The sequence below is a fragment of the Sphaerisporangium sp. NPDC049457 genome, from assembly GCF_055586705.1.
Genome location: NZ_JBVJHR010000001.1, coordinates 582,735 through 604,192, shown reverse-complemented (window position 1 = coordinate 604,192; position 21,458 = coordinate 582,735). Strand labels below are relative to the sequence as shown.

Here is a 21,458-nt window from a genome sequence, read left to right as displayed (position 1 = left end):
AGGGCATGGAGGGCGTTGAGGGCATGGTCACATCCGGAAGACGCCGTAGCCGATGGGGTCGAGGGGGGCGCCGGCCGCCGCCGACAGGGCCAGCCCGAGGACGGTGCGGGTGTCGACCGGGTCGATCACGCCGTCGTCCCACAGCCGGGCGGTGGAGTAGTAGGGGTTTCCCTGCTCCTCGTACCGTTCGCGGATGGCGCGCTTGAACTCCGCCTCGCCGTCCGGGTCGCCGGGACGCACCGTCGCGAGCACGTTGGCCGCCTGCTCGCCGCCCATGACCGAGATGCGGGCGTTCGGCCACATCCACAGGAAGCGCGGCGAGTAGGCGCGCCCGGCCATCGCGTAGTTGCCCGCGCCGAACGACCCGCCGATGACCACGGTGAACTTCGGCACCCGGGCGCAGGAGACGGCGGTGACCATCTTGGCGCCGTGCTTGGCGATGCCGCCGTGCTCGTAGGCCCTGCCCACCATGAACCCGCTGATGTTCTGCAGGAACACCAGGGGGATGGCGCGCTGGTCGCACAGTTCGATGAAGTGGGCGCCCTTGAGCGCCGACTCGGCGAACAGGATGCCGTTGTTGGCGACGATGCCGACCGGGTGGCCGTGGACGTGGGCGAAGCCGGTGACCAGCGTGGGGCCGTACTCGGCCTTGAACGGAAGGAACCGGCTGCCGTCGACGACCCGGGCGATCACCTCGCGGACGTCGTAGGGGGTGCGGGTGTCGGCGGGCACGATGCCGTACAGGTCGCGCGGGTCGTGCAGCGGCTCTTCGGGCCGGGCGCGCTCCCAGGCGGCGGGGCCGGCCGGGCGGAGGGTGGCGACGATGTCGCGGACGATGGCGAGCGCGTGGGCGTCGTCGTCGGCGAGGTGGTCGGTGACCCCGCTGACCCGGGCGTGCACGTCGCCGCCGCCGAGCTCCTCGGCGGTGACCTCCTCGCCGGTGGCGGCCTTCACCAGCGGCGGGCCGCCGAGGAAGATCGTGCCCTGGCCGCGCACGATGACGGCCTCGTCGCTCATGGCCGGCACGTACGCGCCGCCGGCGGTGCAGGAGCCGAGGACGGCGGCGATCTGCGGGATGCCGCGCCGGGACATGGTCGCCTGGTTGTAGAAGATGCGGCCGAAGTGCTCGCGGTCGGGGAACACCTCGTCCTGCAGCGGCAGGAACGCGCCGCCGGAGTCGACGAGGTAGACGCACGGCAGGTGGTTGTGGAGGGCGACCTCCTGGGCGCGCAGGTGCTTCTTGACGGTGATCGGGTAGTAGGTGCCGCCCTTGACGGTGGCGTCGTTGGCGACGATCACGCATTCCCTGCCGGAGACCCGGCCGACGCCGGTGATGATGCCCGCGGCGGGCGCCTCGTCCCCGTACAGCCCGGTGGCGGCCAGCGGGGACAGCTCCAGGAAGCGGGAGCCGGGGTCCAGCAGCGTGCCGACGCGGTCGCGCGGCAGCAGTTTGCCGCGCTCGACGTGCCGGGCGCGGGAGCGCTCGGGACCGCCCAGGGCCGCGACGGCCAGGCGCTCGCGCAGCTCAGCGGCCAGGCGCTCGTTGACCTCCGCGTTGCGCTTGAACTCCTCGCCGCCCGGGCCGACCGTCGTCCGGAGCACAGGGGCCATGGTCGCACGCACCTCCCTCGGGTTAACGTCCGCTAACACCGCCTCGGATGTTAGTCATCATTAACAGATTCGTCTACTATTGCGGTTCATGACCGTTGTGCGGAGTCCTAACCGCGTTCCGGGCTCCCGCCGCAGGGAAATCCTGGACGCGGCGGCGGGGCTGTTCGCCGCCCGCGGCTTCCACGGGGTGTCGATCGAAGAGATCGGCGGGGCGGTCGGCATCTCGGGGCCGGCGCTCTACCGCCACTTCAGCGGCAAGGAGTCCCTGCTCGCCGAGATGCTGCTGGACATCAGCGACCGGCTGCGCACCTCGGCGGTGGAACGCGCCACCCGGGCCGCCGACGGGCGAGCAGCCCTGGACGCGCTGCTCACCGGCCAGATCGACTTCGCGCTCGACCACCCGGCGCTGATCACCGTGCACGACCGTGAGCTCGGCAACGTCCCCGAGCCGGCCCGGCGGCAGGTCAGGCGGCTGCAGCGGCTGTACGTCGAGGAGTGGGTGACGGTGCTGAGCGAGCTGTACCCGCACGTGCCGCCGCCGCGGCTGCGCGCCGCGACGCACGCGGTCTTCGGCCTGCTGAACTCCACCCCGCACAGCGCGGGCGAACTGCCCCGCGACGCCATGGCCGCCCTCCTGCACCGCATGGCCCGCGCCGCCCTCGCCGACCTGGCCGGCCTCACCGAGGGGCCGGGGGCGGCGCGAGCCGCCGGTTAACGACCGCTAACTACGCACTTCTTTCCCGCTCCCTTCCCCGACGACCGCCCTCCAGGGTGCGCCGCACTCTTCCCCCATGTCCTGACTTGGGGGTTGTTCTGCCAACTATCTAGATATATCGTCAACGTATCTCGATAGTTGGAAGATCGGTGAGATGGACGCTTCGAACTTCGCCGGGCCACCGGGCCCGCCGCCCGGAACGCCACCGGGCCCGCCGTCACCGGGCCCGCCGCGGGGGCCGCACTTCCCGCCCCGGGTGCGGCGCGGGGAAGTTCGGGCGGCCCTGCTGTCCCTGCTCAGCGAGGGCGCCCGCAACGGCTACCAGATGATCCAGGAGATCCAGCACCGCAGCCAGGGCCTCTGGCGGCCGAGCCCCGGTTCGGTGTACCCGGCCCTCCAGCAACTCGAGGACGAGGGGCTGGTCACCGGCGAGGAGTCCGGCGGCAGCCGCACCTACGTCCTCACCGAGGCGGGCCGCCGGCACGTCGACGCCCGCGTGCCCGGCGACCCCTGGTCGCAGGTCGCCCGCACGCTGCCCGAGGACATGATGGAGCTGCGGATGCTGTGGGGGCAGCTCGGCGAGGCCTTCGGCCAGCTCACCCAGGTCGCCAGCCCCGGGCAGGTGCGGGCCGCGCGCGAACTGCTCAAGACCACCAGACGGTCCGTCTTCGCGATCCTCGCCGACGACGGTGACGAGGAGGAACGGCAACGATGACGACAAGCGAGGCGCCCGCCGTCGCCGTACGGGGGCTGCGCAAGAGCTACGGCGACTTCGAGGCGGTGAAGGGCATCGACTTCGAGGTCCGTCCCGGAGAGGTGTTCGGCTTCCTCGGCCCGAACGGCGCCGGCAAGACCACCACGATCAGCATGCTCTGCACGCTCACCCGGCCGACCGGCGGCCACGCGTCCGTGGCCGGGCACGACGTGGCCAAGGAGCGCGACGAGGTCCGGCGCAACATCGGGCTGGTCTTCCAGGACCCGACGCTGGACGGCTACCTCACCGCCGAGCAGAACCTGCGCTTCCACGCCGAGCTGTACGGGGTGCCGAGGGAGGCGGTCGGCGAGCGCATCCGGCAGGTCATGGAGATGGTGGCGCTCTGGGACCGCAAGGACGCCAAGGTGAACACCTTCTCCGGCGGCATGAAGCGCCGACTGGAGATCGCCCGCGGGCTGCTGCACTCCCCCAGGGTGCTGTTCCTGGACGAGCCGACCGTCGGCCTCGACCCGCAGACCCGCTCGGCCATCTGGGGCTACATCAACAGGCTCCGGCGCACCGAGGACATCACGATCTTCATGACGACGCACTACATGGACGAGGCGGAGTACTGCGACCGCATCGCGATCATCGACCACGGCGAGATCGTCGTGGTCGACTCCCCCGAGGCGCTCAAGGCGAGCGTCGGCAAGGACCGCGTCCAGATCCACACCGCCGACGACCAGCGCGCGATCGCCGCGCTCAAGGAGCGCTTCGAGCTGGAGGCCGCCCTGCGGGAGGGCGTGGTCACCTTCGCCGTCCCCTCCGGCGAGGCGTTCGTGCCCCGGCTGTTCGCCGAGCTGGGCGTGCCGATCCAGTCGGTCAACGTGTCCCGGCCGTCGCTCGACGACGTCTTCATGAACTACACCGGCTCCACGATCCGCGACGCCGAGGGCGAGAGCGGCGCTTCGGCGTGGATGCGCGCGATGGCGAGGAGGTAAGGCGATGACCACAGGCGTCACCGCGCCCGGAGTGGTCCGGGTGCACGTCCCCGGGCGCAGCCTGCGGCACGACCTGCGGGCGATCAAGATCGTGCTGCACCGTGAGATGCTGCGGTTCGTCAACGACCGCACCCGCATGGTGTCCACGCTGGTCCAGCCCGCGCTGTGGCTGTTCGTGATGGGCACCGGCCTGAGCACGCTGGTCTCCCGCGGCCCCGGGCAGGGCGTCGACTTCCGCACGTTCATCTACCCGGGCGTGATCGCCATGACGGTGATCACGACGGCGATGTTCTCCGCGGGCTCGATCGTGTGGGACCGCGAGTTCGGGTTCCTGCGCGAGATGCTGGTCGCCCCGGTCGGCCGGGCGTCCATCGTGATCGGCAAGTGCCTGGGCGGCGGCATCGTGGCGACCGGGCAGGGCGTCATCATCCTGGCCCTGGGGGGCCTGGTGCACGTCCCCTACTCACCCTCGCTGATCCTCACGCTGCTCGGCGAGATGTTCCTCGCCTCGTTCACCATCACCGCGTTCGGCGTGAGCCTGGCGGCCCGGATGAAGAACATGCAGTCGTTCTTCGGGATCATGCAGATGGCGATCATGCCCATGATCTTCCTGTCCGGCGCGATGTTCCCGCTGGCCAACCTGCCTGCGTGGCTGGCCCTGCTCACCAAGGTCAACCCGTTGACGTACGTCGTCGACCCGATGCGCCACGCCGTCTTCACCCATCTGGACGTCGGGCCGCAGGCCGTCGCGGCGCTCAACCCGGGCGTCCACTGGTTCGGCTGGCGGGTCACGACCGGCGTCGAACTCGCGATCGTGGCGCTGATGGGCGTCGCGCTGCTCGGCGTCGCCATCGTCCAGTTCCGCCGCACCGACTGACGTGCGCGGCTCCGGCTGACGTCCGCCGCTCCGGCTGACGCGACCGTCCAGCGGAGACGGTCCCGCCGGTCCCGCCGGTCCCGCCCGGCCAGGGCGCCGGACGCGGACGGCCCGGGAGCGCCAGGCTCCCGGGCCGCCGTCACCTCGCGGTGATCATGTCGTGCGCTACTTCTTGACCTTCACGTAGTCGCTCTTGCTGCTGGAGGCCTTGGTGTCGTGGCTCCCCTTGAACTTGATCTTCCAGTAGCCGGAGTGCCACGCCTTGACCTTGGTGTAGAAGGCCCCGGCGCCGTTGGTGCCGGCCGTCTTGACGTACTCCCACTTGCTGTGACCGGCCCGCTTGAAGTACAGCGCGACCTTCACGTGGTCGTAGGCGGCCCAGCGGTGGCCGTCCCAGACCTGCAGCTTGCCCGTCTGCTTGACGTACTTGCCGTACTTCACGGGCTCGGGATAGGCGTTGTACTTGACGATGCGGGTGGCGGCGGGCTTGAAGACCTCGCGCACCTTGACGTGCTCGGAGCGGCTGGCCGTCCCGCGCACGCCGGAGGCGCCGGTGAAGACCGCGCGGAACCAGCCGGACTCCACGGCCTTGGCGCCGATCCAGAACCGGCCACCGCGGTCGGTCCAGTCGTGCCCGACGGCCTTCCAGCGGTGCGCGCCGTCGGCCTTGAACAGCAGCGTGACGCGCTTGCCACGGTAGCCGTCCCAGTCGCTCGCGCGCTCCACCGTCAGGCGGCCGCGCGCCGCGAGCCGGTCACCCTCGTCGACCGGGTCGGGACCGACCCGGAAGCCCGAGATGTGGGTGCGCCAGATCTGCTTGACCTGGAAGGCCTTGCTCGCCGTCCCGGTGCCGACCACACTGGTCGCCTTGGCGGTGACGTTCCACTCGCCGTCGGCGTCCGACCGGGTGAACGTGCGGGTGCCCTGCCACTTCTGCTTGCCGTCGGTGTCGCCGACCTTCTTGGCCTCGACGTCGACGGTCGACCCGTCGGGCCGCTTCAGCGTGAAGCCACCGGTGGTGGCGCCGTCGACCAGGAAGCTGAAGGTGACGGCCTTGCCGTCCCTGTCGTAGACGCGGACCGTGTCGGGGCTGACGTCCACCGAGGAGACGGTGGGCGCCGCCTGTACCACGGCCGTCGCCGGCGTGGCCACCAGAGCGAGGGCTCCGGCGCCCATCGCCATCGCCACGACGATGGCGCGGATGCGTTGTAACACGGGGGATCCATCCTTCCCGTTGCCTTAACGCGGCTTGAGGGTGCCACGTCATTCCTTTGTCAGATAGGACGGCCAGGGGGCGACAGTGGTTGGGGGATCTGACAAACGGTCATTGATCGCAGTCAAATCTCCTGGTGCGGACCGATGATGAGACGGTCTCGGCAAGCCACGGGACGCGACGCGGTTCGTGGCGACATAATCGGCCTTGTGGCCCGCGACACAGTAGAGACGCACTTCCTCGAGTCGGTCGCCGCGATGATCCCGGGCGACCGACGAGATCCGGGCCTGCCCGTGCGGGCCGGCACGTCGCTGACGGGCGTCCTGTGCCGCGACCTGTTCGAGATCCAGCTCGCCAGCAGACTGCTCGACATCGCCGCCCGCTGGCTCCGCGAGCAGGGCGAGGGCTTCTACACCATCGGCTCGGCCGGGCACGAGGGCAACGCCGCGCCGGCGGCGGTTCTGCGCGCCACCGACCCCGCGCTGCTGCACTACCGCTCGGGGGCGTTCTACCTCACCAGGTCGGCGCAGGCCGGCCGCCTCGCCGAGGAAGGGCTGCGGGACGTGCTGCTCGGGCTCACCGCCGCGGCCGAGGAGCCCATCGCCGGCGGGCGCCACAAGGTCTTCGGCCACCCCGACCTCGCTATCATCCCGCAGACCTCGACGATCGCCAGCCATCTGCCCCGGGCGGTCGGCGTGGCCTTCGCCATCGAGCGGGCCCGCAAGCTCGGCGTCCCCGGCTCGCCCTGGCCGGCCGGCTCGATCGCGGTGTGCAGCTTCGGCGACGCCTCGGTCAACCACGCGAGCGCGCTGACCGGGTTCAACACCGCCGCGTACTGCGCCTACCAGGGGTTGCCGCTGCCCATCCTGTTCGTCTGCGAGGACAACGGCATCGGCATCAGCGTGCGCACCCCCGAGGGGTGGGTCCAGGCCGCCGGCCACCCGCTGATCCCGAGTTTCCGCGCCGACGGCTGCGACCTGGCCGAGGCGTACGACGCGGCCAGGCAGGCCGTCGAGCACGTGCGCACCCGCCGATCGCCGGCGTTCCTGCACCTTCGCACCGTGCGCCTGATGGGGCACGCCGGCTCCGACGTGGAGTCGGCGTACCGCGCGCCGCGCGAGATCGCCGCCGACCTGGGCCGCGATCCGCTGGTCGCCACGGCCAAGATGCTGGTGGAGGCCGGGCTGACCACGCCCGACGAGGTGACCGGACGCTACGAGTCCCTGCGCGAGCACGTACTGAAGCTCGCCCTTGAGTGCACCCGCCGGCCGAGGCTGGGGTCCGCGCGCGAGGTGATGGAGCCGCTCGCGCCCCGCCACCCCGCCCAGGTGGCGACGCTGGCGGCGCGGCGGGCGGCCGACCGCGGCCCGCTGTTCGGCGACACCCCGCCAGAGCGCGAGGGGCCGCTGACGCTCGCCCAGTCCATCAACCGCACCCTCGCCGACCTGATGGGCGCCCATCCCGAGATCATGCTGTTCGGCGAGGACGTCGCCCGCAAGGGCGGGGTGTACGGGGTGACGCGGGGGCTGCTCAAGCGCTTCGGCGCCGGACGGGTCTTCGACACCCTTCTCGACGAGCAGTCCATCCTCGGGCTGGCCCTCGGCTCGGCGGCCTCCGGGCTGCTGCCCATCCCCGAGATCCAGTACCTGGCGTACCTGCACAACGCGCTCGACCAGCTCCGCGGCGAGGCGGCCACGCTGCGGTTCTTCTCCAAGGGCGCCTACCGCAACCCGATGGTCGTCCGCGTGCCCGGGTACGCGTACCAGAAGGGGTTCGGCGGCCACTTCCACAACGACGACTCCGTGGCGGCGCTGCGCGACATCCCGGGCCTCGTCGTCGCCTCGCCCGCCCGGCCCGACGACGCCGCGGCGATGCTGCGCACCTGCGTCGCCGCCGCCGCGGCCGACGGCGAGGTGTCGGTGTTCCTGGAGCCGATCGCCCTGTACAACACCCGCGACCTGATGGACGAGGGCGACAATGGTTGGCTCGCGCCCTACGTCCCGCCGTCGCGGTGGCCCGAGACCCACGTGCCGATCGGCCGCGGCCGCTCCTACGGCGACGGCAGGGACATCACCATCGTGACCTTCGGCAACGGGGTGCGCATGAGCCTGCGGGCCGCGATCCGGCTCACCGCCGAGGGGTACGGCTGCCGGGTGCTCGACCTGCGGTGGCTGTCGCCGCTGCCCGTGGACGACCTGCTGCGCGCGGCCGACCTGACCGGCAGGGTGCTGATCGCCGACGAGACCCGCGCCTCGGGAGGCGTGTCGGAAGGGGTGCTCGCCGCGCTGGCCGACAGCGGCTACACCGGCCGGGTCGCCCGGGTGACCTCAAGGGACAGCTTCGTCCCGCTCGGCGACGCGGCCGCCCACGTGCTGCTGTCGGAGTCCGACATCGAGGAAGCCGCCCGCAAACTCCTCGGCTGACGGCGGCGCCCTCTGAGGGGCGGCGTGTTCGAGGTCGGCGTCTTCTAAGGTCGGCGTGCTCTAGGGGCGGCGGCCGGTGAGGGCGAGGGTGCGGGTCTGCGCGTCGGCGTCCCCCGGCACCGGCACGGGCTCGCCGAACAGGCCGCTGGCGGCCAGCGTGTCCTTCATCGGCAGCAGGTGGTCGTAGGCCGCGCTCATCAGCCCCGGGTCGACGTGGTCGTCGGCGTGCAGGGCGCGGGCCAGGTCCCAGGCGTGGACGGCGAGGTCGGCGGTCATCTCCATGCAGTAGTGCCGGGCGCTCACCGTCCCGTACGACAGGTGGACGTCCCGGTCGAGCGCCCCCGGCTCGGCCAGCGCGCGCTGCGCGGCGACGGCGGCCACCGTCCAGCGGGCCACCGGGTCGTCGCCGAGCCGGTCGCCGGCGAAGCGGTCGCCGACGCCGCCGACCGTCTCCCCCGCCAGCAGCGGCGGCACCCACAGTTGCTCGACCAGCAGGTGGTTCACCAGATCGCGGACGGTCCACTCCGAACACGGGGTCGGAGCGTCCCACATGTCGCCGGCGACCATCCCCACCCGCAGGCCGAACTCGTCCATCGCGACGGCGTGCAGTTCCAGCAGACGATCCTCCATACGCGAGGACCTACCCGGAATGGGCGTCTCATCCCGCCGCCCGATCGCACCGCGGCGGATCAAACCTGGAACGCCCGCCCCGCCCACCGGACCACGCCCCGCGGACCTCTGCCGGCGGACCGGGACCGCGTCCGGCGGAGCGAATCCCCGGGCGACGGATCGGGGCCACGCCCGGCGGACCGGACTTCCGCAGTCGGCGGGTCAGAGCCAGTCGCGGCGTTTGAAGATCAGATAGAGGGTGACGCAGACCGCGGCCATGAGGGCGACCGCGAACGGATAGCCGTACGCCCAGCCGAGCTCGGGCATGTGGGTGAAGTTCATGCCGTAGATGGTGCCGACCAGGGTGGGCGCGAAGAGGATGGCCGCCCAGGAGGAGATCTTCTTGACCTCCTCGCTCTGGGCGTAGCTGGCCTGGGTGACGTTCTTCATCTCCTCGTTCTGCGCCTGGCTGACCAGCGTGGAGTTCACGATGAGGATGTCCTGGAGCATCTGGCGGAAGTTGTCCACCCGCTCGACCACGGTGATCGCGTGGTCGGCCACGTCGCGCAGATAGCGCTGCAGCTCGCCGTCGACGCCGTACTTCGGCGAGCCGGCGATCAGGTTGCTCAGCATCTCCAGCAGCGGCCGGGTCGCCCGCTGGAACTCGATGACCTCGCGCGAGAGGGCGTAGATGCGCCGCGGCGCCGCCGGGTCGCCGCCGAAGACCTGCACCTCGATCTCGTCGATGTCCTTCTGCAGGCCCGCCACGACCGGCGCGTAACCGTCGACCACCGCGTCCAGGATGGCGTACAGCACCGCCTGCGGCCCCTGGCGCAGCAGGTCGGGGTCGTTCTCCATCCTGCGCCGGACCTGGCTCAGGTCGGGGGCCTCGCTGTGGCGCACGGTGAGCACGAAGTCACGGCCGACGAAGACGTGCAGCTCGCCGAACTCCACCTTCTCCGGCGAGTCGAGGTACTGCGCGGCCCGCAGCACCAGGAACAGCGTGTCGCCGTACCGGTCGGCCTTGGGCCGCTGGTGGGCGACGATGGCGTCCTCGACGGCGAGTTCGTGCAGCCCGAACTCGCCGGCCACCTTGAGTATCTCGGACTCCGCCGGACGGTACAGGCCGATCCAGGCCATGCTGCCGTGCCGGGACCGCAGGGCGGCCACCGCCTCGGCCAGCGACGGCGGACTGTCGACGCGCCTGCCGTCGACATAGATCGCGTTGTCGATCACGCTGTGCCGCGTGGCCGGGGAATCGGTCTCCTGCGGGCGGGGGTCCATCGAATGCTCAGGGGCGACCTCGTGATCGCCACCTCGCACGACCGGCGCGCGCATCAAGTCCCTCAGTCCGCGCACACGACGATCCGACATCGACACCTCCCCTGATGATCGGGGGCGGTCACGAACATGCAACCTGATGGACCCGCCCGTGTCAGACCTTAGCCCGATATGGGAGACCCACTTCGCAGGTACTCGTCGAGCCGGTGGCGCGCCTGGTCGCGGATCCTGCGGCGCAGAGCCGGAGTCCAGCCGACCAGCATGCCGGTCGGCCTCCCCAGCGCCAGCGTCGACCAGTCGCGGAAGTCGAAGTCGTCGTGGTGGCGCACGATCAGCCCGTCCTCGAACCGGAACTGCGCCTGGACCTGGTTGACGACCCGTCTGCCGTTGCGCCGCAGGACGTAGCCGGCCGACCATCGAGCGCCGCCCGAATGCTCGTCGGCCGTGATGTCCCACGCCGACACCTGAAGATCTGTCACCGACGCGAGCAGCATGCTCCACATGCCCACGACGAGGGCCCGGCCTTCCAGTTCGAGGAAGACAGGATCACCGAAGCTGATATCCGGGTGGTAACACCGTCCGAGGGCGTCGGTGTCACCTCGCCCGAAGGCATCGAAGAACCCGCGGATCACCTTCTGGTGGTCCGCGGGTCGCGATGCCGGTGTACGGGAGTTGTGCACTCTCCCAGCTTAGAGCGCATTTGACGGAACGCCGATCCCGTCACCGGCATACCACCGGCACCCGGACTTCACCGAGCCCGAACCACGCCGGAGCACGCGACCGATGCGCCGAGGACCGCTCACCCTCCTCACGCCTTGAGGACTCGCTCATCGGCCTCGGGCCGCCGGACCCCCCTCGGCGCCACACCACGAACTCCTCGAACCGCAGCAGAAAGCAGGCACGAGGGCACGACTTCCCCTAACCGAATCTTGTTCTAGTCGGTCACGGGACATGGCGTGTCATCGGGCATGCGAGGCTATGTCCGCGTGCTCTCGCCCACGGCACCGTCCGGCGGCGCAACCGATGGAGGTGGACCCTGCAGACGCTCAGCGGTCTCTGGGCAAGGCTGACCACCGCGCAGCCGGACCCGCCCATGTGGATCACCGCGCTGGCAGCGCTCGTCGCCCTGGGTGTGGTCGTCTATCCCACGTCATGGCACATCTCCAGAGGCCTGATCACGGTCGCGCACGAGGGAGGGCACGCGCTCGTGGCGCTGCTCACCCGGCGCAAGCTCCAGGGCATCCGTCTGCACTCCGACACCTCCGGCGTCACCCTGACCCGAGGACGCCCCACCGGACCGGGCATGATCTTCACGGCGGCCGCCGGGTACGTCGCCCCGTCGCTGCTCGGGCTGGGCGCAGCCTGGCTCACCGCCCTCGGGTACATCACGATCCTGCTCTGGACGATCCTCCTGCTGCTCGCCTGCATGCTGCTGATGATCCGCAACGTCTTCGGGGTGGTGTCGCTCCTCACGATCGGCGGAGCGGTGTTCGCGCTGTCCTGGTTCGCCTCCTCCGACATCCAGACGGTGGGCGCGCAGCTCGCGGCGTGGTTCCTGCTCATCGGCGGCGTCCGGCCGATCCTGGAGCTGCGCCGCAAACGCCGCCGAGGCCGCGCGCCCGACTCCGACGCCGACCAGCTCGCACGGCTGACCCCGTTCCCCGGCGGGTTCTTCGTCTTCCTCTTCCTGCTCGTCTCCGGCGCGGCCCTGATCATCGGCGCCTACCTGCTGACCCCCAGAGCAGTACTCGACCTCCTCAACGCCACCTGACCCACCACCCACCCACCCGCACCGCCAGGTGAAGCGGGCCGGCGCTCACCACACCACAGATCAGCCGACCGGCGACACACGCGCCGCAGAGTGTGGCGACCGACGAGACCCACCCGCAGCGCGGTGCGATGCGGAATCTGCCGGGTCTCATCGGGGCGGGGCTTGGGGGCGGCGGCGGCTCCGGTGTGCCGGGGTGGTTCAGGCCGGGACGGCGACGGCGAGGGTGGAGCCGAACCGTTGCTTGGTCACCTTGAGCTGCGCGGGCACGCGGGCCCGCAGCTCCGCGACGTGGCTGACGATGCCGACCGCCCGGCCGCCGTCGCGCAGTTCGTCCAAGATGTCGAGGACGCCGTCGAGCGTCTCGTCGTCCAGCGTGCCGAAGCCCTCGTCGATGAAGAGCGTGCCGAGCTCCACGCCGCCCGCCTCGGCGGTCACCACGTCGGCCAGCGCGAGGGCGAGCGCCAGCGAGGTCATGAACGCCTCGCCGCCGGACAGCGTCACGGGGTCGCGGTCGGCGCCGGTCCAGCCGTCGAGGACGCGCAGCCCGAGCCCGCCGCCGGACCGTTTGCGGTCCGCGGCCGACTTGCGCACGTCGTACAGCAGGCTGTAGCGACCGCCGGACATGTGGTCGAGCCGCTCGTTGGCGGCGTCCACGACCTGGCGCAGCCGCTCCCCCAGGACGTACGACGACAGACGCATGTCGTGCCTGTTGTCGGAGGAGGTGCCGACGGCCAGCTCGGCGAGGCGCTTGGCCAGGCGGTAGCGGTCCTCCGCGGGCCGCCAGTCGGCCAGCGCCGCCTCCAGCCTCCCGGTGAGCGCCAGCAGCTCGTCGTACCGTCCCTTGGCCTGATCGCGGGCGGAGGTGCGCACGGCGTGCTCGCGTTCGGCCCGGTCGTGGCCTTCGGCGAGGACGGGCAGGTCGGGCGCGGGCACGGCGGCCGCGGCCGCCAGCGCGGGGTCGGCCAGCACCTTGACCACGGCGGCGCGCTCGGCGTCCAGCGCCCGCAGTCGCTCGGTCATGGAATCGCGCGCCGCCGCCGGACGGGTGGCGGCCCGCACGTCCGCCAGGCCGGCGAAGCCGGCCTTCGCCGCGGCGCTCTCGGCCCTGGCCACGGCGGCGTCCCGTTCCGCGCTCTCGGCCAGGGCGAGCCGCGCGGTTTCGACGGCGTCCCGCAGCAGTTCGGCCTCGTCGTGGAGCCGTTCGAGCCGCGCGGCGAGCGTGGCGTCCTCGCCTCTGGCCTCGGCCAGCCGCTCTGTGAGCCGTGCGGCGTCGGCGGCGGTGTTCGTCTCGGCGGCGCGCTCGGCGGCGATCTCCAGGCCGACGCGCGTCGCCGTCTCGCTCAACTCGGCGATCTCGGCCTCGATGCGGCCCACCGCCTCCACGAGCGCGGCCTCGCCCTCGGCGGCCTCCCGCAGCCTGGCCAGCGCGTCCTCGGCCTCGCGCAACGCCTCCTCGGCCCGCGCCGCCGTCAGCTCATCCCGAGCGTCACGCCAAACGACCGCCCGCGCCGCGACCTGCTCATCCTCGACGTCAGGCGGGTTGGTGGCGCCCGCCGTGGCGGGCTTGTCCTCGGCGGCGCGGAGGACGGCGGCGCGCGCCTCGGTGTAAGCGTCGGCGGTCTCGCCCACGCGAGTGGCGGCCTGGACGGCGACGACCAGCAGGTCGGTCTCGCCGGTGACCCGGGCACGACGAGCGCTCACCGTGTCGTCGCCTCCGCGCGCCGCGTCCAGGACCTCGGTCAGGTGGCCGAGCTCCTGGCGCAGCCCGGCCTGGTGGGCGCGCTGCTCGGCGATCAGGACATCGAGGTCGCGCGCTTGGCTCGTGGCGGCGTCGAGTTCGTCCTGGAGGGAACCGGCCCGCGTCTCGATGCCGGGGAGCTGCTCGGCGAGCAGATGGAGACGGGCCAGCTCGGCCTCGGCCTCGTCACGCGCGGCCCGCGCCGCCTCCGCCGACAGGCCCTCGGCACGAAGCGTCGCGTCCTGCAGCTGGGCGGACAGCACCGCGACCGCGCCCTCGGCGGCCTGGCGCGCCTCCTGAGCGGCGTCGGACAGCGTCTGGGCCGCCTGCTCGTCGTCCACCGTCGGGGTGGGCAGCGCGGGGGACGCGGGCGCGGGGTGGTCGGCGGAGCCGCACACCGTGCAGGGCTCGCCGGGCACCAGGCCGCGGGCCAGCTCTGCCGCCATGCCGTCGATGCGGGCCTGCCTGATGGCCTGGAGCCGGTCGCGCACCTCTTGGGCCTCGTCGGTTGCCCGGCGCCGTTCGCCTTCGGCGGCTTCGAGCTCGGCCGTGAGCGCGTCACGACGCGACGCCTGCTCCAGCAGGACGGCGGCGGCCTGACAGGCCGCCGCGGCGCCCGGGATCAGCGCGGCCTCGGCCCGCACCGTCGCGAGCCGTCCGAGGACGTCCTCCAAGCGGGCGGGAAGCTCGGCGCGGGCCGCGGACAGGGCGGCCTCGCGCTCGGCCAGCTCGGCGAGCCGGTCGTCCAGGGTTCGCAGCTTGGCGCGGACCTCGGTGAACCGTGCCTCCTCGGCGCGGCGAAGCTCCAGTCCCGCCAGCTCGTCGCGATGCGCCCGTTCGAGCGCGGCGAGCCGGTCGTGGACCTCCCGCGCGACCTGCCGCACCCGCGCCGCGCTGGACGCGAACCGTCCCCCGGACGCCACCCCTCGCGCCACCTCCGCGAGGGGATCAGGCCCGAGGACCACCGACTCCCCCGCCGACGGCGCCGCGCCGAGCCGCACATCGGCAAGCCCGCCGGACGCGAGATGCACGCCCGCCTCCACCGGCGCCGCGTCACCCGCACCCTCGCCCACCCGCGCCGCGGACTCGGCCATTCTCATGGGGTCGGAGGGTTCGGACGGTGATGAGACGCGAAGGTCAGCGGGGAGGGCGGCGAGGGCGCTCAGCAGGTCGCGCGCGGCGGCGGCGAGCCGCTCGGCCAAGGCGTCCCGGCGGCGGACGGCCTCGAGGTCGCGGGTCGCGGCGGACACGGCGGCGCGGGCCCCGGGGAGCCCGGAAGCCGCAAGGCGCGCCTGCGCGAGGCGCTCGCCGGTCTGCCGGCGCAGCTCGGGCAGCGTCGCGAGCCGTTCGGCGGTCTCGGCCTCCTGTGCCGCGAGCACCGCGAGGCGCTTTCCGGACGCGGCGAGCTGCTCGCGCAGGCCCGCCAAGCGCGTCTCTTCAGGCCGGAGCTGCTCCAGCCGCACGATCTCGTCACGGCGGGCCTGGGCCAACTCGGCCAGCCATTCGGGACTGACCGGCTCACCCAGGCGCGACACGCCCGACGCGTCCCGCACCCGGACGCCGGAAGACTCCGGCACGTGCGGTACGCCGCCGTCACGCGAGGCGGACTCGAACTGGTTGAGCGGGTGTGGTGCGCTGGGATCGAGGGCGTGGGCGGCGGATAGTCTGCCGGTGAGCGGGAGGGCACGGGCCACGGCGTCCGCGGCCAGGCCTTCGGCCTTGGCGGCGGCCTCGGCGCGCTGCTCGGCCTGCTGGACGAGGGGCAGCACAGCGTCCGCGCGAGCCGCCTCGGCGAGGATGGACTCAAGGTCGGAACGCTCGTCGGCGGTGCGGTCGAGGGCGTCGCGGCGTGCCAGCGCCTCGGCGTGGGCGCGCTGCCGCTGGGCCAGCTCGCGGGCCGCCTCGATCTCGGCGCGCGCCGACCGCAGCGCCGCCTCGCTCGCCACCTGGGTTCGAGTCTCGGTCTCGTAGGCTTCCCGCGCCACGGCGAGCAGCGCCTGCGCCCACTCCAGCGGTCGTTCCGCGGCGTCCGGGGCGAGCGTCGTGGGAGTGGTGTCGGTGGTGGGGGCGTCTGCGGGGGCCAGGAGGGCGGGACCGGCGGCGCCGCGCATCTGGTCGATGACGGAGTCGACGCGCTGGCGTGACTCTTGGCGTTCGTGCCCTGCGGCGGTGCGGTGGTCGGCCAGCCACCGCTCGACATCGCTGAAGATCTTGACGGAGAACAGCTTTTCGAGCAGCTTGCGCCGCTCTTCGCCGTCCGCGCGCAGGAAACGGGCGAAATCTCCCTGAGGCAGCATCGCGACCTGGCAGAACTGGTCGGCGTTCATGCCGAGCAGCCCGCCCACCAGTTCGCCGGTCTCGTCGGCGCGGCTGGACAGGAAGACGCGCTCGCCGGACGGGAGAACCTCCTCGAGCAGGACCTTCGCCTTCTCTTCGATCAGGCCCTCGCCGCGGAGCTTCGGGCGTTGCCAGACCGGCGAGCGGGTGAGGCGGAAGCGCCTGCCGCGCAGGGTGACGTCCAGAACGACCTTAGGCCCGCGATCGGCGGGAGCGTGGTCACAGCGCAGGCGCCGGGCGCTGTTGCGCTGGCCGGGCACCTGGCCGTACAGCGCGTAGCACACGGCGTCGAGCACGGTGGTCTTCCCCGCGCCCGTCGGGCCGTGCACGAGGAACAGGCCCGCCTCGCCGAGGGCGTCGAAGTCGACCTCCTCCTCGCCGGGGAAGGAGCCGAAGGCGCTCAGCCGCAGCCGGTGCAGCCTCATCGGCGGCACCCCCTTTCCGCCGTGCGGGGGTGCGCCTCGCCGCCACGGCGTGTGGCGCGGCGGCGGTGGACGGACGGGGAATGGGGCCTCACGCGAGAGCCTCCTTGGCTCGGCAGGCTTCGACGGCCTCGCGCAGCAGCCGCGTCTCGTCGTCGTCGGCCGGCTCGCCGCGCACCTCGCGGATGAAGTCGAGCGCGACCTCGATCTCGGGGCGGCCGGAGAGACGGGCCGCGCGGGGGGCGGCCTGCGCGGTGGTCTCGGGCTCGAAGGCGAGGGCCAGCGTGTGCGGGAAGCGCCGCCGCAGGCTCTCCATCGCGCTCTTGGGCCGCACCGGGTCGGTGAGGGTGACCTGCAGCCAATGGCCCTCGAACCGCGCCCACCGCTCTGAGGTGAGCAGATCGGCGAGCCGGCCGCTGACGCGGGCGATCGGGCGCGGCACCGGGGCGGGCACGAACTCGGCGGCGCCGAGGCCGCCGGGCCCGATGTCGACGAGCCAGGACCCTTTGACGTGCGCGGCCTCGGAGAACGAGTACGCGATCGGCGACCCGGAGTAGCGGACGGACTCGCTCATGCGCTGCCGGCCGTGCAGGTGGCCCAGGGCGACGTAGTCGACGCCGTCGAAGGCGGTGACCGGCACGTGCGCGACGCCGCCGACGCTGATGTCGCGCTCGCTGTCGCTGCCCTGACCGCCGGTGACGAAGGCGTGGGCGAGCACGAGCGACCGGGTGCCGCGCCCGGCCAGGTCGTCGCGGATCAACGCCATGGCGTGCTCGATGGCGGCCGAGTGGCTGCGCTCGGCCAGCTCCCACGGCGCGCGGACGACCTCGGGTTCGAGGTAGGGGATGGCGTAGAAGGCGACGCCGTCGATGACGACCGGCTCGGCGACGCGGGCGGGGTCGGTGCGCAGGTGCACGCCGGCCGCGTCGATCAGGTCGGCGCCGAAGCCGAGCCTGCGCGCGGAGTCGTGGTTGCCGCTGATCAGGATGGTGCGGACGTTCTCGGCGACGAGCCGGCGCAGCGTCTCGTTGCACAGCGCCACCGCGTCGACGGAAGGAAGCGCGCGATCGTACACGTCGCCGGCGACCACCACCACGTCGACGCGCTCCGACCTGATCGTCTCCACCAGGTGGTCGACGAAGGCGGCCTGGGCCTCAAGCAGGCTTTCGCGGTGGAAGGCCCGGCCCAGATGCCAGTCGGAGGTGTGCAGCACACGCATGTCGCAGGAAGCTAACAGGTCTCACCGACAAAGGTGGCCCCTCAAGCACCATCGTTCCATCCGCGTGACTTAACCTGATGATCGGAGGTCATATTAAGGGCGGAACGCCCTCGTATAGAGGACATGCGCACCAGGGCAGGCCCGCCTGTGAAGTCGGCCACGGTGCACGGTCCGACGACGAGCCGCCTTGAGGAGGAGGTGGCGTGAGCGTCCGGAGCCGGTTGAGCGTGGCGGTCGGGGTCCTGCTCGGGGTCCTGGCCACGGTGGGCTACGTGCTGTCCCCTCCGTCCTTCGACCCGCCCCGGCTGAGCCAGAGCGCGGGCCTCCAGGCCCTGCCGGCGCAGCCCGCCGCCGAGTACGGCGCGGTCCCGCACGACGGCCCCATCGACGTCAAGGACATCTCGGTGCCCACGCAGGGCACCACGCTCACGGCGACGATCAGGTCGCCGCGCACTCCCGGACGCCATCCCGCGCTGGTCTTCGTCCAGGGCTCGGGCTCTGGCGACCGGGGCGAGTTCACGACGCAGGCCACCTGGCTGGCGCGGGCCGGAGTGGTGACGCTCACCTACGACAAGCGGACGGTCGGGTACGACTTCCGCCACCGCGACTTCACCCTGCTCGCCGACGACGCCCTCCACATGATCGAGGTCCTGCGGCAGCGCGCCGACGTCGACCCGGGCCGCACGGGCCTGTGGGGCGTCAGCGAGGGCACCTGGGTGATCCCCATCGCGGCGGCCAAGAGCATGGACGTCGCCTTCACCGTGATGGTGTCCGCCCCCGTCGTGTCACCGATGCGGCAGGTCGCGTGGGCGCTGAACGAGCAGCTCGAACGCCTGCACGCGCCCGCCGGGGTCCGCGAGCTGCTGACCAAGGCGATGGGCGGCGTCGGCTTCGACTTCCTGCGCTATGACAGCGTGCCGGTGCTGCGGCGGGTGACGCAGCCGATGCTGGCGCTGTACGGCACGATGGACCCGTCGATCCCGTTCGTGGAGAGCACCCAGAAGCTCACCGCCGCGCTGCAGGACGCGCGCAACTCGGGCTACACCATCCGCTTCCTGGGCGGCGCCGACCACGCGATGAGGGTGAACGGCGGGCCGTTCGCCCACGGATACCTGGAGACGCTGGCCAACTGGGTGCTCGGGCTGCCCGGCACGACGCGGCCGCCGGCCGGGGCGCAGATCGCGGGCGCCACCCCCGTGCAGCGGTACGTCGCGGCCGACGTGCCCACGGCCCCGTGGTACGCGCGCGGCGCCATCCTGGGCTTCGCGCTGACGCTGACCGCCGTTGGTTACGTCGCCGCGCCGGTCACCGAGATGGTCGTACGGCTGCGCGGCCGGGACGCCATCGCGTCCCGCCCTGAGTTGTGGCCGGGGATCCGCCGTCGCCTGCGCCGCATGGCCTGGACGGGCGTGGGCCTGCTCGCCGCCGTGATGGCGTTCATCACGCTGATCGTGCTGTTCTCGGTGAACCAGGCGGGGGCGTGGCCTGCCGTGCTCTCGGGGTGGCTCGTGGTCCGGGTGCTGGCGATCCTCATGATGGTGCAGGAGGTCACGACGGTCGCCGCCGTCGTCACCGCCCTGCGGGACGGCTGGGAGCCGGGACGCTGGCAGCGTTTCGCGCTCGCCGCCGTACTCGGCGGCACCGCCATGCTCATGATCACCGCAGCGTACTACGGCCTGTTCGGCATCCCCTGGTAGCCGCTCGCCATCCCTGATGCGATGACGGGAGAGGCCCGCCGGGTCCCCGCCGTAAGACGGCGCCGACAACCACCGTCCATCATCCCGCCGACGCGGCGCCGATGAGAAAGCCCACCGGAGGAAGCGGGACGAGAAGAAGCGGGGACGGGAGGGAGCAGCGCGGGGCAGGTGGGCGGTTGCCGCTTTAGGTGGCCGCTCGGGGCTTTCTGGTGGTGGTGCGTGTGCCAGCCGGTTGGTTGGGTGTCTCTTTCTTCGCGTACCTGTACAACTCGACGGGTGTTCCCGGCGCGTTCACGTCCGTGTCGGCTGCGGCGGTTAGATTGCCCCCTTGATCGAAGGGGATGAGCGTTGCCGGAGAAGATCAAGCCACGGGAGACGGCCGCGGTCATCGGGTGGACGGCCCTGTCGGCCCTGTTGCCGGGCGCGGCGCATCTGCGCGCCGGGCGCCGCCGTACCGGGGCGCTGCTGCTGTGCGCGTACGGTGTCCTGCTCGCGGCGCTCGGGGCCGTCGCGCTCACGGCGGACGCGGGCTTGGCGGGCCGCCTGCTCGACCCCGCGTGGCTGCGCGCCATCGTCGCCATCGCGCTGGTCGCGGCGCTCGGCTGGTTCGCCCTGCTGGTCCGCTCGTACGTGATCCTGCGGCCGGGCGAGCTGCCGCGGGCCGGGCAGGTGGTCTCCGGCGTCCTCGCCGGGACGCTCGCGGTGACCGTGGCGATCCCGTTCGTGGTCGTCGCCCAGTACGCCATGGTGTCGGGAGAGACGCTGGACACGGTGTTCGACGCCCCGGCCACCGCGGCGGCGGCCGCGCCCAGCCCGGGCGCGCCGCCCGCCGACCCGTGGGCGGGCAGGACGCGGGTGAACGTCCTGCTCCTCGGCGGCGACTGGCAGCCCGACCGGGTCGGCGTGCGCACCGACAGCCTCAACGTGGCCAGCGTGGACGTCCGCACCGGTGACACCGTGCTCCTGAGCCTGCCGCGCAACCTGGAGAAGGTGCGCTTCCCTCCCGGCAGCCCCATGCGGCGCAGGTTCCCGGCCGGGTTCCGCCTTCCCGCCAACCCCGACGGCTCGCGCGAGGACCTGCTGTTCGCGGTGTGGGAGTACGCCGAGACCCACCCTGAGCTGTTCGGCGGCCGCCGCGGCATGGGCCCCGAGACGCTCAAGCAGACCATCGGCTACACCCTGGGCCTGGACATCGACTGGTACGCCCTGGTCAACATGTGGGGGCTGGCCAAGATCATCGACGCGCTCGGCGGCCTGACGCTGACCGTCCCGACCGACGTGGTGTTCGGCAAGTACAACGAGGGCCTGGTCAAGGCCGGCACCCGCAGGCTGCCCGGCGCGGACGCCATGTGGTTCGCCCGGTCGCGCACCTTCAGCGACGACTACACGCGCATGGGACGCCAGCGGTGCGTGCTGGACGCCCTGCTCCACCAGGCCGACCCGGCGACCGTGCTGGTCAGGTTCAACCAGCTGGCCCGGGCGTCGAAGGGCATGTTCCGCACCGACATCCCGCGTCCGATGCTGGAGCATTTGGTGCCGCTGGCCGTCAAGGTGCGCGGCGCCCGGGTCACCGGGGTGCAGTTCGTACCGCCCCTGATCAGCACCGCCGACCCCGACTGGGCGCTGATCCGCGCGCGGAGCGCCGAGGCGATACGCGACTCGGCCGCCGCGAGGCTCTCCCTTTCGGCCTCGGCCGCCGCGACGTCGTCCCCTGCGGCGACCGCCTCTCGCGGGGCGGCGGGCACCCCGTCCCCATCGGCGTCCGCCACACGCGCCGGCTCGCCCGGCAAGCACGCGGAACAGGGCATCTGCGGCGCCTGACGCCCTGGCCACAGGGACGGCGCGCCGCC

Annotated in this window: 15 protein-coding genes; 8 read left to right on the top strand and 7 right to left on the bottom strand. The window is 72.4% G+C overall.

The features are described from left to right. Positions 1-27: 27 nt before the first annotated feature. The gene (locus ACZ6QO_RS02470; protein ID WP_465846883.1) at positions 28-1,611 is read right to left on the bottom strand and encodes a carboxyl transferase domain-containing protein; all 1,584 of its coding nucleotides are present in this window, start codon (positions 1,609-1,611) and stop codon (positions 28-30) included. Between the two features lie 88 nt (positions 1,612-1,699). On the opposite strand from ACZ6QO_RS02470, the gene ACZ6QO_RS02465 reads away from it, so the two are divergent. The 4 genes from ACZ6QO_RS02465 (at position 1,700) to ACZ6QO_RS02450 (ending at position 4,898) form a co-directional block, all read left to right on the top strand. After that, on the top strand, positions 1,700-2,326 hold the full coding sequence (locus ACZ6QO_RS02465) for an SACE_7040 family transcriptional regulator (RefSeq protein ID WP_465846881.1): 627 nt from the start codon (positions 1,700-1,702) through the stop codon (positions 2,324-2,326). 154 nt (positions 2,327-2,480) lie between these two features. Next, positions 2,481-3,041: a PadR family transcriptional regulator gene (locus ACZ6QO_RS02460; RefSeq protein WP_465846879.1), complete on the top strand. Its 561-nt coding sequence runs from the start codon at positions 2,481-2,483 to the stop codon at positions 3,039-3,041. Further along, positions 3,038-4,021 (top strand): ATP-binding cassette domain-containing protein, encoded by a 984-nt coding sequence (locus ACZ6QO_RS02455; RefSeq protein WP_465846877.1) that lies wholly within the window; start codon positions 3,038-3,040, stop codon positions 4,019-4,021. Before ACZ6QO_RS02460 ends, ACZ6QO_RS02455 begins: the two co-directional genes overlap by 4 nt. 4 nt (positions 4,022-4,025) lie before the next feature. Beyond that, positions 4,026-4,898 (top strand): ABC transporter permease, encoded by an 873-nt coding sequence (locus ACZ6QO_RS02450; protein ID WP_465846875.1) that lies wholly within the window; start codon positions 4,026-4,028, stop codon positions 4,896-4,898. A 165-nt stretch (positions 4,899-5,063) separates the two neighbouring features. Here ACZ6QO_RS02450 and ACZ6QO_RS02445 read toward each other — a convergent pair whose 3' ends face one another. Further along, on the bottom strand, positions 5,064-6,113 hold the full coding sequence (locus ACZ6QO_RS02445; protein ID WP_465846873.1) for a hypothetical protein: 1,050 nt from the start codon (positions 6,111-6,113) through the stop codon (positions 5,064-5,066). 207 nt (positions 6,114-6,320) lie between these two features. On the opposite strand from ACZ6QO_RS02445, the gene ACZ6QO_RS02440 reads away from it, so the two are divergent. Further along, positions 6,321-8,534, top strand: a complete 2,214-nt coding sequence (locus tag ACZ6QO_RS02440; RefSeq protein WP_465846871.1) for a thiamine pyrophosphate-dependent enzyme — start codon at positions 6,321-6,323, stop codon at positions 8,532-8,534. 60 nt (positions 8,535-8,594) lie between these two features. Here the strand turns inward: ACZ6QO_RS02440 and ACZ6QO_RS02435 are convergent, their stop codons facing one another. From ACZ6QO_RS02435 to ACZ6QO_RS02425, 3 genes are all read right to left on the bottom strand, one after another. Then, positions 8,595-9,164 carry a TIGR03086 family metal-binding protein gene (locus ACZ6QO_RS02435; RefSeq protein ID WP_465846869.1) on the bottom strand — a complete coding sequence of 190 codons (570 nt, stop codon included), beginning with the start codon at positions 9,162-9,164 and terminating at the stop codon, positions 8,595-8,597. 201 nt (positions 9,165-9,365) lie between these two features. After that, complete coding sequence (locus ACZ6QO_RS02430) at positions 9,366-10,517, bottom strand: magnesium and cobalt transport protein CorA (RefSeq protein ID WP_465846867.1); 1,152 nt, start codon at positions 10,515-10,517, stop codon at positions 9,366-9,368. 68 nt (positions 10,518-10,585) lie between these two features. Then, positions 10,586-11,056 (bottom strand): nuclear transport factor 2 family protein, encoded by a 471-nt coding sequence (locus tag ACZ6QO_RS02425; RefSeq protein ID WP_465846865.1) that lies wholly within the window; start codon positions 11,054-11,056, stop codon positions 10,586-10,588. A gap of 461 nt (positions 11,057-11,517) precedes the next feature. Here ACZ6QO_RS02425 and ACZ6QO_RS02420 point away from each other — a divergent pair, with 461 nt between their 5' ends. Then, on the top strand, positions 11,518-12,195 hold the full coding sequence (locus ACZ6QO_RS02420; protein WP_465846864.1) for a M50 family metallopeptidase: 678 nt from the start codon (positions 11,518-11,520) through the stop codon (positions 12,193-12,195). A 198-nt stretch (positions 12,196-12,393) separates the two neighbouring features. On the opposite strand, the gene ACZ6QO_RS02415 is transcribed toward ACZ6QO_RS02420, so the two are convergent. Together ACZ6QO_RS02415 and ACZ6QO_RS02410 are read right to left on the bottom strand one after the other, a co-directional pair. Next, a complete protein-coding gene (locus ACZ6QO_RS02415) occupies positions 12,394-16,695 on the bottom strand; it encodes an AAA family ATPase (RefSeq protein WP_465846862.1) in 4,302 nt (1,433 codons plus the stop codon). Positions 16,696-16,783: 88 nt separating this feature from the next. Then, a complete protein-coding gene (locus ACZ6QO_RS02410; protein WP_465846860.1) occupies positions 16,784-17,911 on the bottom strand; it encodes an exonuclease SbcCD subunit D in 1,128 nt (375 codons plus the stop codon). 203 nt (positions 17,912-18,114) lie between these two features. Between ACZ6QO_RS02410 and ACZ6QO_RS02405 the strand changes: the two genes are divergently transcribed. After that, positions 18,115-19,608: an alpha/beta hydrolase family protein gene (locus ACZ6QO_RS02405; RefSeq protein ID WP_465846858.1), complete on the top strand. Its 1,494-nt coding sequence runs from the start codon at positions 18,115-18,117 to the stop codon at positions 19,606-19,608. Positions 19,609-19,956: 348 nt separating this feature from the next. After that, positions 19,957-21,429 (top strand): LCP family protein, encoded by a 1,473-nt coding sequence (locus tag ACZ6QO_RS02400; protein WP_465846857.1) that lies wholly within the window; start codon positions 19,957-19,959, stop codon positions 21,427-21,429. Positions 21,430-21,458 lie beyond the last annotated feature (29 nt).

Bases quoted from the DNA above. Each gene is read 5' to 3' on its own strand.
- ACZ6QO_RS02470 (WP_465846883.1), bottom strand. From the start codon at position 1,611: ATGGCCCCTGTGCTCCGGACGACGGTCGGCCCGGGCGGCGAGGAGTTC.
- ACZ6QO_RS02465 (WP_465846881.1), top strand. From the start codon at position 1,700: ATGACCGTTGTGCGGAGTCCTAACCGCGTTCCGGGCTCCCGCCGCAGG.
- ACZ6QO_RS02460 (WP_465846879.1), top strand. From the start codon at position 2,481: ATGGACGCTTCGAACTTCGCCGGGCCACCGGGCCCGCCGCCCGGAACG.
- ACZ6QO_RS02455 (WP_465846877.1), top strand. From the start codon at position 3,038: ATGACGACAAGCGAGGCGCCCGCCGTCGCCGTACGGGGGCTGCGCAAG.
- ACZ6QO_RS02450 (WP_465846875.1), top strand. From the start codon at position 4,026: ATGACCACAGGCGTCACCGCGCCCGGAGTGGTCCGGGTGCACGTCCCC.
- ACZ6QO_RS02435 (WP_465846869.1), bottom strand. From the start codon at position 9,164: ATGGAGGATCGTCTGCTGGAACTGCACGCCGTCGCGATGGACGAGTTC.
- ACZ6QO_RS02430 (WP_465846867.1), bottom strand. From the start codon at position 10,517: ATGTCGGATCGTCGTGTGCGCGGACTGAGGGACTTGATGCGCGCGCCG.
- ACZ6QO_RS02420 (WP_465846864.1), top strand. From the start codon at position 11,518: ATGTGGATCACCGCGCTGGCAGCGCTCGTCGCCCTGGGTGTGGTCGTC.
- ACZ6QO_RS02415 (WP_465846862.1), bottom strand. From the start codon at position 16,695: ATGAGGCTGCACCGGCTGCGGCTGAGCGCCTTCGGCTCCTTCCCCGGC.
- ACZ6QO_RS02410 (WP_465846860.1), bottom strand. From the start codon at position 17,911: ATGCGTGTGCTGCACACCTCCGACTGGCATCTGGGCCGGGCCTTCCAC.